This window comes from Salinibacterium sp. 10G20-15 (assembly GCF_057365065.1).
Genome location: NZ_CP195118.1, coordinates 82,680 through 94,563 on the forward strand (window position 1 = coordinate 82,680; position 11,884 = coordinate 94,563).

General features: G+C 61.7%; 9 protein-coding genes. 3 read left to right on the forward strand and 6 right to left on the reverse strand.

All coding sequences use genetic code 11. The annotated features are described in order from the left end of the window. Positions 1 to 101 precede the first annotated feature (101 nt). Positions 102 to 1,178 carry a hypothetical protein gene (locus tag ACR3YK_RS00430; RefSeq protein ID WP_486175303.1) on the forward strand — a complete coding sequence of 359 codons (1,077 nt, stop codon included), beginning with the start codon at positions 102 to 104 and terminating at the stop codon, positions 1,176 to 1,178. 30 nt (positions 1,179 to 1,208) lie between these two features. On the opposite strand, the gene ACR3YK_RS00435 is transcribed toward ACR3YK_RS00430, so the two are convergent. Both ACR3YK_RS00435 and ACR3YK_RS00440 read right to left on the reverse strand, forming a co-directional pair. Then, a complete protein-coding gene (locus ACR3YK_RS00435; protein ID WP_486175304.1) occupies positions 1,209 to 2,453 on the reverse strand; it encodes a PrsW family intramembrane metalloprotease in 1,245 nt (414 codons plus the stop codon). A gap of 38 nt (positions 2,454 to 2,491) precedes the next feature. Further along, positions 2,492 to 3,322 (reverse strand): hypothetical protein, encoded by an 831-nt coding sequence (locus ACR3YK_RS00440; RefSeq protein WP_486175305.1) that lies wholly within the window; start codon positions 3,320 to 3,322, stop codon positions 2,492 to 2,494. A gap of 124 nt (positions 3,323 to 3,446) precedes the next feature. On the opposite strand from ACR3YK_RS00440, the gene ACR3YK_RS00445 reads away from it, so the two are divergent. Both ACR3YK_RS00445 and ACR3YK_RS00450 read left to right on the forward strand, forming a co-directional pair. After that, positions 3,447 to 4,895, forward strand: a complete 1,449-nt coding sequence (locus ACR3YK_RS00445) for a DNA-3-methyladenine glycosylase 2 family protein (RefSeq protein WP_486175306.1) — start codon at positions 3,447 to 3,449, stop codon at positions 4,893 to 4,895. A 36-nt stretch (positions 4,896 to 4,931) separates the two neighbouring features. After that, positions 4,932 to 5,516 (forward strand): protoporphyrinogen oxidase, encoded by a 585-nt coding sequence (locus tag ACR3YK_RS00450; RefSeq protein ID WP_486175307.1) that lies wholly within the window; start codon positions 4,932 to 4,934, stop codon positions 5,514 to 5,516. 76 nt (positions 5,517 to 5,592) lie between these two features. Here ACR3YK_RS00450 and ACR3YK_RS00455 read toward each other — a convergent pair whose 3' ends face one another. The 4 genes from ACR3YK_RS00455 to ACR3YK_RS00470 all read right to left on the reverse strand — a co-directional run bounded on the left by ACR3YK_RS00455 (position 5,593) and on the right by ACR3YK_RS00470 (position 11,826). Next, on the reverse strand, positions 5,593 to 7,056 hold the full coding sequence (locus ACR3YK_RS00455) for an aspartate ammonia-lyase (RefSeq protein ID WP_486175308.1): 1,464 nt from the start codon (positions 7,054 to 7,056) through the stop codon (positions 5,593 to 5,595). 128 nt (positions 7,057 to 7,184) lie between these two features. Beyond that, positions 7,185 to 9,329: a DEAD/DEAH box helicase gene (locus tag ACR3YK_RS00460; protein ID WP_486175309.1), complete on the reverse strand. Its 2,145-nt coding sequence runs from the start codon at positions 9,327 to 9,329 to the stop codon at positions 7,185 to 7,187. Between the two features lie 208 nt (positions 9,330 to 9,537). Further along, positions 9,538 to 9,882, reverse strand: coding sequence for a DUF6804 family protein (locus ACR3YK_RS00465; RefSeq protein WP_486175310.1), 345 nt, complete (start codon positions 9,880 to 9,882; stop codon positions 9,538 to 9,540). Between the two features lie 123 nt (positions 9,883 to 10,005). Further along, the gene (locus ACR3YK_RS00470; RefSeq protein WP_486175311.1) at positions 10,006 to 11,826 is read right to left on the reverse strand and encodes a DUF2207 domain-containing protein; all 1,821 of its coding nucleotides are present in this window, start codon (positions 11,824 to 11,826) and stop codon (positions 10,006 to 10,008) included. Positions 11,827 to 11,884: the final 58 nt, after the last annotated feature.

The following is an 11,884-nucleotide window of genomic DNA, read 5'->3' on the forward strand; positions in this document are numbered from 1 at the left end:
GACCGTTCCGGCTACAAGCACCGCCGTTCTGTTCACAAACTCAGTGATCACCCCCGAATTGAGGCTGCTGCCCAGAAGCCGCCGCGCCCTACGATGGTCGGATGCGGCGCTCAATTGACTACTCCGGACTGATTTATCCGGTAAGCCCGCACGATGTCGCGGCGTTCAAGGCCTCGCGCCGGGACCACTTTGGCTACTCCACGCTGCAACGCACCGGCACGATGGTGTTGATTGTGGTGGTTGCAGCATTCTTCGCGCTGTTTCTTGGCGCACCAGTGTGGGGAATTGTAAGCGGCTCGTTTCGCTCGGCGTTTCTGGGCGGCAGTCTTCTTCCTGCCGTCCCCGCGCTCGTCGTCACTCTGGTAGTTGGTGCTCTACTGATCGGCGGCGTTTACGTTGGTCTGAGGTCGTGGCGCAAGCACGGCGGGCCATGGCAGCGCTTTTACCGAATGAACAAGTTCGCTGAGGACAATGACCTGATCTACTCGCCGCTCGACCTCACGGCGCCCTACCCCGGTCTCATCTTCGGGCACGGCGGCGGCCGCTCTCTACACAATCGCTTTCGCAGTGCGGGTGGGCGAACTCTTGACTACGGGAACTACCGATATACCACTGGTTCCGGAAAGAACCGCAGAACACACAATTGGGGGTACCTGGCTCTTGAACTCGATCGAGCCCTTCCCCACATGGTGCTGGATGCCACGGCGAACAACCAGCTCTTTGGGGTGACCAACCTGCCGCAGAGCTTTGCGAAGAATCAGGTACTGCGGCTAGAAGGCGATTTCAACTCTCACTTCACCCTGTACTGCCCCCACGCGTACGAACGTGACGCTCTGTACATCTTTACCCCCGATCTCATGGCGCTTCTGATTGACACCGCTGCCCCATTTGACGTCGAAGTCGTTGATCACTGGTTACTCGTCTACTCCCCCAAGCCTTTCGATCTTGTAGACCCGGCGGTTCACCGTCGCCTATTGGGTATCGCCGACACGGTGGGAACGAAGGCCCTTCGCCAATCCCGGAACTACGCCGACGAAACTATCGGGGATCGCAGCGTAAACCTTGTCGCGCCGCGCGGCCAACGCCTCAAGAGCGGTGTTCCCGCAGCTACTCTCATCACCGCTGGTGTTTTTGTCGCGGTGTGGGGATTCCAGTTCTTCCTCAGAATGGCCGGATAACGCCCCTCCGGCAACGAAGGCGGAACCGGTTTACCAACGCGGTCGTGGTACTCCGGTAAGCACGTGCCGGGCTTCGACGATGGCTCCCAATAAGACAGCCTCGTCAGCGATCGCGCCGATCTGGTCTCGGCCAGTGATTATTCGCTGGCGAGCGAACGCGAGCCGGGTAGCTTCCTGAATGTAAACCTTCATTGCTGCACGCTTGTTGTTGCGCGCTGCCCACGCGAGCGCCTGACGACGACCAGCGGGGGTGGCCAACACGGCGACCTCATCCTGATTGAACCACCCAGCGTTCGCGTACTCGGCCAACCGGTCGAACGTCATTCGCGCTTCCTGACGACGCAGGTAGACCACGATCACGATCGCGACGACGAAGAGGGGAAACTGCACGATCGCGTAGTAGCCGAAGAAGTCATTGACAAAGAACAGCGCACCGTTCCACAGCGCGTGAAGCGCAATAGCGAGGGCGAGCCCCACGGCGAAGACCCCGACAGCGCGACCGTTGCTGCGGGAGCGCACCGCTAAGCCGAGTGCGATTCCCGTGCAGGCAGTGAACATCACGTGAGCAAATGGCGACATCAGGCCACGAACGAGGAACATTTGCAGGATGCCGGTTCCGCCGCCGTCGATGCTCGCAAGCTCCGAGCCGAAGTAGAGAATGTTCTCGGTGAAAGCGAAGCCGCCGGCAATCCACGCGGCGTACACGAGACCATCCACCGGACCGTCGAAGTGGCGTCGAGCCACCCAGAAGATAACGAGGATGCCGAGGGCCTTGCCTGCCTCTTCAACGATCGGCGCCTGAATGGCGGCAGAGAAGAAGTCGTAGGCCGGGCCGGGGCCACCCAGAGCGTTGATGACGTTGTCGATCTCGGCCCCCACGATGAGCGCCAGGAGCACTGCAACGCCGGCACCCCAGAGGAACGCGAAGACCACGGCGAGGCGAGGTTCAGGCTCCCAACGGTCAATCCATCGCACTGCAAAGAAGACCACAGCCAACGGCACGAGAGCCAAGATGCCACCGAGCGCGAACGCATCTGTTCCGATGCCTGAAATCACATAGACGATCACAAAGAGCAGTACGAACGACAGGGCGATGACGCCCAGGATCCCCAAGATAAGAAGGCCGGGGCCGCGCGGTTGCGGCACATGGGGCGGCAACTGATGCTGTTGCGCTTCCTGCGCAATTTCGGCGGATGCCGCGGTGGGGCTGGGGGCGGTGCGCCCCGATGCCGCCGTGTAGTCAGGCGTCACGGAAGAAGGATCGCTCGCGGTCATGACATCGAGACTAGCGTGCGGGCACTGGGCTCCCGTTGCTACTTGGTGCCCTCTTGCTGCTCACGAAGAATGCTAAGCGCACGGGTGACGCGGTCGCCGAGTCCCGCGACGCGCTTCTTTGACGAGCGCTCTGCCTCCACAATCAGGCTCATGAGCTCGCCGCGGTATACGTCTTGAGTCGAGCGCACCGACATCGCGAGCGCCAACGATGCTTGGGCCGCCACAATTCCTACTACGACGCTCGCCACAACCACGAGAACAGCGCCAAGCACTACCCAGGGTGACACCGAATTCTGGCTCACAGCGACGCCAGAAAGCATCACGAGAACGGCAGCCAGCACGGGGGCAATGAGACGATGCGGGGTGCGCACGCTCAGTTGCAGGGCCGCTGAAACTGTGGCGGCATCCGCAGCACGGTGGGCTTTGGTGGCGTTGTCGATGGCGGTGACGCGAGCGCGGAACTCGTCGACCTGGTCTTGGTGGATGCGCAGACCCGCTGATTCGAGCAGTTCGTCGCGCACGAGCCGGTAGCTATCGGCGGGCGGGCGCACGACGACGACCGCAATGATGGCCACGATAATCACGGCGACGACCACCGTGCCGAGCGCAATCAGAATGGCGGCGGGAGCCTGAGCGGGGTCGGCGAAGAAGAGGCGAGTGCTCCAATCAGCCGAGATCGTGAGCGCCACAATGGCGATTCCCGCGAGAGGCACGGTCCAGGCCACCGGATGCAGGCGCAGTCGCGTGCGAACACCGCGAGCCAGTCGCAAGTGATCGAAGCGTGCCGTTGCGTAGTCAGCGACCTGCGCTGAAAAAGCTACGAGCCAGAGTGCGGCCACGACGGTAAGGGCTGTCCACGAAGATTCCACGCTGCGACTGTAGTCGCTTCCCGCAATTTCTGACGAGAACTACCGAGGTTTCCGCACGGAAGCAGGGTGGGGTGATGTCCGATTCCCGCTGGTCACAGCGCTGGGCTAGTGACAGAGTGAGAACATGCTCTCCCCCATGCTCAGCTTCGACGAGCAATACCGTGCGCTGTGTTCGCGGGATGCCCGCTTCGACGGACAGTTCATTGCGGGCGTACACTCCACCGGAATCTACTGCCGTCCCAGCTGCCCCGCCGTGGCTCCGAAACCACGCAATGTGCGTTTCTATCGCACCGCGGCTGCAGCCCACGAAGCTGGACTTCGTGCCTGCAAGCGGTGCCAACCGGATGCCGTTCCCGGTTCCCCGGAATGGAACCTCAACGACGACCTCGCCTCGCGCGCCATGCGCCTCATCGCCGACGGAGTCGTCGAACGCGACGGAGTCGAAGGTCTTTCGACTCGCCTCGGCTACACGAGCCGCCACCTCACCCGAGTGCTCACCGCCGAGCTCGGAGCCAGCCCACTTGCCCTCGCCCGTGCGCACCGCGCTCAAGCCGCCCGAACGCTGCTCGGCGCAACGGAACTGAGTATTTCCGACGTGGCTTTCGCTGCGGGCTTCTCGAGCATCCGCCAGTTCAACGACACCATCCAGGCCGTGTACGAGACCACGCCAAGCCAATTGCGCACGCTCGCTCGGCGCGGAGCAGCAGCGCATCCCCACACCACCCACGAGCGCCCCTCTGCCCTCACCCTACGGTTGCCGACACGGGCGCCCTTCGACGGCGCCGGGCTCATGACGTTCTTCGCGAATCATGCGGTAGCGGGGATCGAGACAGCCAGCGCCACCAGCCTGGAACGCGCCATCCGTCTGCCCGGCGGCATCGCCCACGTGCGCCTGGAACTCGGCGACCAGGGCATCACGTGCACAGCACAGCTCGCCACCATTTCGGATGTCGCCCCGCTCGTCGCCCGCGTGCGTCGCCTCTTCGACCTCGACGCCGACTCGCTCGCGATCGACCGCGCGCTCAGCAGCGACCCCACCCTCGCGGGCTCGGTGGCCCGCGTGCCCGGAATGCGGTTGCCGGGCAGCGTCGATACCGAGGAGACCCTCTTCCGCACTCTCATTGGGCAGCAGATCTCGGTCGCCGCTGCGCGCACTGTGCACGCCCGGATCGTGACCGCGCTGGGCAGTGACGGGCTGTTTCCGAGCGCAGCAGTGTTGGCGGCATCCGGGGCCGAGGTTTTACGTGGCCCCACAACACGCGTTGCCAGCATTCTCGGGGTGGCCGAAGCAATCGCGTCGGGCGAGCTCGAGTTGGATGTCTCCACCCCTGTCGATGAATTCACAGCAAAGCTTGTAGCAATGCCCGGAATCGGCCCGTGGACGGCCGGCTACATGGCAATGCGGGTGCTCGGCAACTCCGACATCATGCTCAGCAGTGACCTCGTTGTGCGCCAAGGTGCTGGCGAGTTGGGGCTTCCCGCGACCGCGACAGCGCTCACCCAGTACTCACGCCAGTGGGCTCCCTGGCGCAGTTACGCGTGCATGCACTTGTGGAGATCGCGGCCACTCTAGGTAGAGCGGAACGCAACCTCACCGTAGGCTAGGCACATGAACGTCAGACTCTTCATGCTCGGTGTCGGTATCGCTATCGGATACGTCGTTGGCGCGCGCGCCGGCCGTGAACGCTATGACCAGATGAAGGGCAAAGCCACCGAAGTGTGGGAGAGCCCACGAGTGACCAAAGCTCGTGCATCCGTCGAGAATTACGCGCGCACTCAGGGCCCGATTCTGCTCGACCGGGCCGAAGCAGTAGCTAAGGCCACTCCCGGCTTTGTCACCGAGAAGGCAAAGGATGTCGCCGAGAACACTCGCGAGTTTGCCGAGACTGCTCGCACCACCGCCACCACGCTTGCCGAGAACGCCAAGGAGTCTGCCAAGGACTTCGCCGAGAACGCGAAAGAGTCCGCTAAAGAGATCGCTGATCGCGCCTCGGCTACCGCTCGCGGTGCTGTCGGCCGCGTTACCGAGACAGCCGAAGACGTGCGCGAGAACGCAAACAGAGAACTCGCTGAACTGCGCGAACGCGGCGAGAACGCCATCGACCGCGCATTCACGACCGCGGGTAAAGCACGCGACGAAGCTCTTGCGCCTCTCGACGACGAGGATGACGACGACGAGCTGCCCGCCACATAGCGGCGCCGCTGCCCTGCTCTGACAACACACAACCCGGGCCCTCTCGTTGAGAGGGCCCGGGTTGTGTGCGTACTGACTACTGAGCTTCTTCTTCCAACCACGGAAGAGAAATCGCTGCCGTCATCGGGGAAACTCCGCTGAGACGCTCCGGGGTAAGTACGCGGGCAACGTCTTCTTCCTTCATAAGCCCCGCAGAGACCACCAATTGCGCGATGGAGGCGTTCGTGGTGAGCGCCGTGTGCGCGAGGTTTGCTGCTGCCGCGTAACCGATGTATGGGGTCAAGGCGGTGACAACGCCCACACTCGACTCGACCTGAGCAGCAAGGCGCTCCTCGTTGGCTGTGATGCCGTCGATGCAGTTCTCGCGCAGAGTGCGGCAGGCGTTGGTCATCCACGCGACCGACTGCAGAATCGAGTGCGCAATTACGGGCTCGAACGCGTTGAGCTGCAACTGGCCGGCCTCCGCTGCGGCGGTAACCGTGGCATCCGCGCCGATCACGCTGAAAGCGACCTGGTTGACGACCTCAGGAATAACCGGGTTGACCTTGCCGGGCATGATCGACGACCCTGCCTGCTTGGCAGGCAAGTTGATTTCGCCAAGGCCAGCCTGCGGTCCGCTCGAGAGCAAACGAAGGTCGTTACAGATCTTGGAGAGCTTCACCGCAGAGCGCTTGAGAACACTGCTGAGAGTCATAAAGATTCCAACGTCACTCGTGGCCTCAATGAGGTCAAACGCCGTCTTCATCTCGATGCCCGTTGCCTCGGTGAGGTGGCGACGCACAGCTTCGGCGTAGCGCGAGTCGGCGGTAATGCCCGTGCCAATCGCGGTAGCGCCCATGTTGATTTCGCTCATGAACGGTAGAACTTCGGTCAGGCGCGCGTGGTCTTCTTCGAGCGTGTGTGAAAAGCCGGTGAACTCTTGACCCAGAGTCATCGGCACCGCATCCTGCATCTGGGTCCGGCCGATCTTGAGGATGTTGACGAATTCACGGCCCTTGGCGCCGAACGATTCGGAGAGCAATTGGTGCTCTACCAACAGGCGCTGAACACCAAAAACCATCGCAAGCTTGATCGCCGTGGGGTATACGTCATTCGTGCTCTGGCTGCGGTTGACGTCGTCAATCGGATGCAAGAACGAGTACTCGCCCTTGCTGTGCCCCAAAATTTCCAGAGCCCGGTTCGCGATTACCTCGTTCGCGTTCATGTTCGTGGAGGTACCGGCACCGCCCTGAATGACGCCGACGCAGAACTCTGCGTGCAAGGAGCCATCGAGAATCTCTTGACAGGCCTGGTCGATCGCGTGAGCCTTGCGGGACTCGAGCACGCCGAGTTCAGCATTGGCGCGAGCCGCAGCCTGCTTGATGTGAGCGAGCGCTCGAACGAGATCGGGATAAACGGAGATAGCACGACGCGTGACGGGAAAGTTCTGCATCGCGCGAAGCGTGTGCACTCCCCAATACGCGTCTGCAGGAACCTCGAGCGAACCGAGTGAATCGGATTCGATACGGGTAGCGGTGTTTTGCACAGGGGCGTTGCTCAACTCTTTTTCTCATCTCCATTGATTTACGGCGCGATACACACGCTGTGATCACCCCTTAAGTGTACGCTCGCGCACCGGGAGACGTGGAGAAATAGCCGTGGCCAGAAAGCCACTTCTTAACGAATGAGTTATTCCTTAATGGCGTCGCGAAGCAGCGATGAGAGCGCCTGCAACTGGATGTTCGCTTCAGCCACGACATCCTCGTCAGAACCGTCGAGCGCACGTGCAGCAAGGCCGGCCTTGCTATCAATGAGTTCGGCGATCCGAGCGTCAATGGTGTGCGCGGCAATAATGCGCCAGGCCGTGACGGGCAGCTCTTGACCGATGCGGTGAACGCGGTCGATCGCTTGAGTCTGCTCGGCGTTAGTCCAGCTCAACTCGGCGAGCACGACGTTGGATGCCGCCTGCAAGTTGAGGCCGACACCAGCAGCAGTGAGCGAAGCAACGACAACCGACACTTCGGGATCGTTGGCGAACGAGTCGATCGCGCTCTGACGAGCCTTAGCGCTCTGGTCGCCTCGGATCGAAACAGCGTTGAGGCCGACCTTAGCGAAGTGCGCTTCGGCGGCATCCATGACGTCGATGTGCTTGGCAAAGAAAACAACCTTGCCTACTGAGCGCGCAAGTTGCGCGGTGTAGTCTGCGGCCAGCGTAGCTTTGGCCTGACCAATACGACGGACCATCGTGAAGACGTTTTCCCCCGTCGTAGCACTCTTGGACTCTTCGAGTTCGGCGTGAGCGACAACGCGAATGAGATCTTCGACGGCCACATCGGGCTTGAGCTTGCGCACGCGAGTGAAGCGGTCGACCAACCGAGCGGTGAGAGCTTGTTCTGCTGCGCGAATCGAACGGCCGAGATCGTTGTCGAGCTCAACGGGGATGTCCGCAACGCGTCGCGCCGGAATGTCAGCGGCGACGTCAACCTTCTTGCGCCGCACAATACCCATGTCGATTACGGCGCGGCGGGCTTCGGAAAAGAAGCCGGGGTCGGCCGGAGTGAGGTCGGTGTCTTCGAGCTTCGACATGAGCGGGGCGAGCGGCTTGGTGCCGTCGATCCAGCCGAGGAACTGCCAGATAGCTCGGAAGTCTTCGATCGAGTTGATCAGCGGGGTTCCCGTGAGCGCCATGAGCAGCGCCTTCGGGTATGTGGCACGAATGTTCTGCGACAGGCTCAAGACGTGCTTGGAGCGTTCAGATTTGAGGTTCTTAATGAAATGAGCTTCGTCGACAACCATGCCCTTGAAGCCGAAACGGCCGAGCCAGCCGACGTGACGGTCGAGAACTTCGTAGTTCACGATGACGACATCGCTGAACGCATCGACGGTGTCGCCGTCGCCGTGAACCACCGTGGCGCTGCGGCCAGGAGTCCATAGTTCGACTTCACGTTCCCAGTTGGTCTTCACGACGTTGGGAACGACAACGAGCAAGGGGTACGAGTTGGAGGCTTCGGCAGCCATAAGTGCCTGAGCGGTTTTACCCAACCCCGGCTCATCGGCGAGCAAGAACGTGCGGTGGCCCTGTTTGACAACCTCGACGAAGCGCGCTTGGTGGCGCATCAGCTCAAGATCACCCCGGGTACGCAACGATTGCGCTTCGGGAAGTTCCATCGATGCTGCTCCTCCACCAGAGCCGTGCTCAAAAGCACGGAAGAGAGGCTCGATGAGCTCCCAATTGGCGAGTCGATTGTTGTGCTCTGGCTTGGGGGCAATCGCACTGAAGTCAGGAGCCAAAAATGGATTTGCCATTTGCATTTGACGAACGGATGCCGGGACGACCTGCTTCTCAACCTGCTTATCCACGGGCTTGGGCTCTTCAGCGATCACGAGCTCGTCTGGGCTAAGTTCAACGCCGGCCGCGAGGAGAAGATCACGACGAAGTGCCTTGGCGGCCGGAGTGATCGGCGCTGACTCCCCCAGCATCGAAAGCAAGCTCGTATCCCGAGCGGCAGTTTTGGCCAGAATGCCCGCCAGACCGTCAAGGCGCTTCTGCTCGTTGGCGCGTTCGGAGTCGGTCAGCGTGGTGTCTGCTTTGACTCGGGCACGTTCTTCGCGCAGCAGCAGCGCCGCAACCTGAAAGCGAGCACGATTGGTCGGCTTGAGAGGGCCTTTCTGCACGGCCGTTTCAACCTCACGCGCGGCACGCGCCAGTACGGGGATTACCCCGGTGTCATCTCCGGGGCGAGCGCGCCGACGCGACGAATTGCTGTGGCGCTGACCTGAGTTTTTGGGTCGTTTATTGCGCTGTGAGGACTCGGTCTGTGACGAGTTAGTCAATTATTCTCCTGGCGCTAGGCAAGCGGCTCAGTGGTGGGTACGACGACTCAGAGACGTAGAACGAGCGGATGCTGCCACGAAGGGAACTTCAATTGAGCGACAACTTCCACTCGAGTGAGCCAGACCCAACTGCGATGCGATTGGTGGTCTCAAGGGATGCGGTACCTAGTGTACGCAGAAATTAGCCCGAGCGCGCTAGTGCAGCGAATTAACCTCGACTTGCAGTGTCCGTGACGCGTGCTCCGACGCCAACGGCAATGAAGACCAGAGCCGCTGTGTAGTGCAAACCCGCGAAAAGTTGGCTGTCGTCGATCTCGATCGGAACCACGGGGTTCCACAGCAGAGCTATCGGAACCAGACCGACCGCCCACCACCACTGCCGCGCCTGCCACACCAACACGACACAAATGAGCGCGAGGATGCTCACGACGTAGCGCACAATCGTGAAGAGCTCGGTGCCGATAATGCCAGCACCTACCAGCAGCACGAGAACGGCCAGGATTGCAGCGGGCAACGCAACGCGTCGGGGACGATTCGGGTACGTTGCGCTCACTCCTTCGAATATACCCGTCTGCTGGTGCTGGGCTTCGCGCGCGCGAACGACGAGGCTATGATCGCTGCGTCGTCGGCCCTGCATTTTTGGCCACGCGGCTTCGACGCTGCGACTTTGGCGCGGCTAGACGCCGCCTCCGCCTCCGCCACCGCCGCCACCGCCGGAGGAACCGCCACCGCCCGAGCCCCCGCTCGAGCTGCTTGACGAACTGCCAGAGTACGAACTGGCCACCGCAGTCGAGAAACTTGAGATGCTCGAGGCGAACAGCACGCCGTTGAAGCCGCTAGAACCGCGATACCAGTCCGGTGAACTCTCGGTGTAGTAGCGGCTGAGCTCTGTCGACCACTCTTTTTCGAGACCGAACAGCACCGCGTACGGCAAGAGCTTCTCGTAGATCTTGAGCACGTCGGTGGCACCCGTTGCCCCGTTTCTCTCCCGCAACGCACCCTCGGGGCTCTGCAACATCTGCAGGCGATCAGCCTCAGCGAGTCTGATGTACAGCTTGAGCCCTTCGAGGTGATCACGCAGTTCGGAGCCCTGAGCCGTCAGTGGAGTACGCGACAGCAGCGACATCGTCAGAACCGCTGCTATGAACGACACCATGATGACCAAGAACGGGACAGCCGAACCGTAGTCGCCATCGATCAGTGCGATACCGAAAACGATCGACACGATCACGGCGACGACCGAAAGGAGCAAGGGAAGATAATTGCGCGCGCTCAGCTTCCGCCGGTAGCCGTTCGGCGCGAGCGCGGAGTTCTCCGCCGTCAGAATCGAGTACATCTTTTTGCTGAGCTTGGAATCCGTGTTCTTCATGTCCCGGATGGCGCCATGCTGCAGCGACTGTCCGAAGAGAGAGCGCAAGATTTCCAGCTCGCGCCCCGTCACGCCGGTGGGGTCCATCAACTCGAGACGGTAGGTGGTTCCCGAGGAGAAGAAGCCTGTCGATTCCTCTTCGAGAATGCGCAACTTGCCTCGCACGGCGAAGTCCAGAATCTGCGCGGCAACCGCTTTGTGACGCTTCTTGATCACCAGTGCGGCGGTGACAACCGAAACATCGCGTGGGGGCGAATACTCCGCAATGATCGTGGGGCGGCCCCCGTCATCCGCGAGCTTGGACCGCCGGACGCGAATAGCCCAGATCACGGCAGCGATCCCACCGATGAAACCGAGCGGCTGGCCGTAGCCTGCCGCCGAGCCGAAGTAGGAGCTGTCGCGAGCAACGAACGTGCCGGGCTCGAACCCGAAGGCAACCGTGACGTTCTGCCCCCGCTGCAGCATCCCCTGCGTTGCTTGGTAGGTATCGTCATCCAGAGCGACGATGTCGCAGCGCTGGGTCGACCGGTCGATTCCCCAGTAACAGTCGGGTTGCACACTCAAGGCGTCGCTGAGACCCTCGCCGAGGTGAACTGTGGCGGTGAGCGACCCGAACGGTTGATTCCATCCCGTGCCGTTGGTATCCCAATAGAACTCATCAGCGCCGGTGTCAGCGGCGAACCGCGTCACGTTCGATCGCATGTAGGTAAAGACATACGTCTGCGTTCCTTCAACAAAGGAGTCGGCCGCACTCGTCACCAAGGTGAAGTCGCCGTCTTCTTCCACCTCGAAGTCGCGGGGTTGCCCTTTCTCATCCGTGACAGAGATCGCACGGATGTCGAGCGGTTCGCCCTTGTAGGTACTCGGGATAGCGCGGCGCATCCCCCGGTTCTGATCGGCTGGAAACACAGCGACGAAGGTCTCGACGGTGAGCAGCGTCGAACGCCCCTCGTCGTCACGGTCGAGGAAGAACTCGCCTTCGTAGCTGTCAAAAACGAAGTCGTCGAGGCCGGCGTGCACGAGCCCGGTCGCTGCGGCTCCGTCGCCTGCAAGGTAGTGCGGATGCCCGGCTGCCGTCGCCGCAAGAGGTGCTGCGCCCAGCGCCACCACCACCGCAATTGCCCCCACCAGCCGCGCGCTTAGTCGCGCACTTAGCCGCGCACTCCACCGGAATCGAGGGCGTCGC

What these genes read in the sequence shown, in the direction of transcription:
- ACR3YK_RS00445 (WP_486175306.1), top strand. Translation starts at nt 3,447, where the DNA reads ATGCTCTCCCCCATGCTCAGCTTCGACGAGCAATACCGTGCGCTGTGT.
- ACR3YK_RS00435 (WP_486175304.1), bottom strand. Translation starts at nt 2,453, where the DNA reads ATGACCGCGAGCGATCCTTCTTCCGTGACGCCTGACTACACGGCGGCA.
- ACR3YK_RS00450 (WP_486175307.1), top strand. Translation starts at nt 4,932, where the DNA reads ATGAACGTCAGACTCTTCATGCTCGGTGTCGGTATCGCTATCGGATAC.
- ACR3YK_RS00430 (WP_486175303.1), top strand. Translation starts at nt 102, where the DNA reads ATGCGGCGCTCAATTGACTACTCCGGACTGATTTATCCGGTAAGCCCG.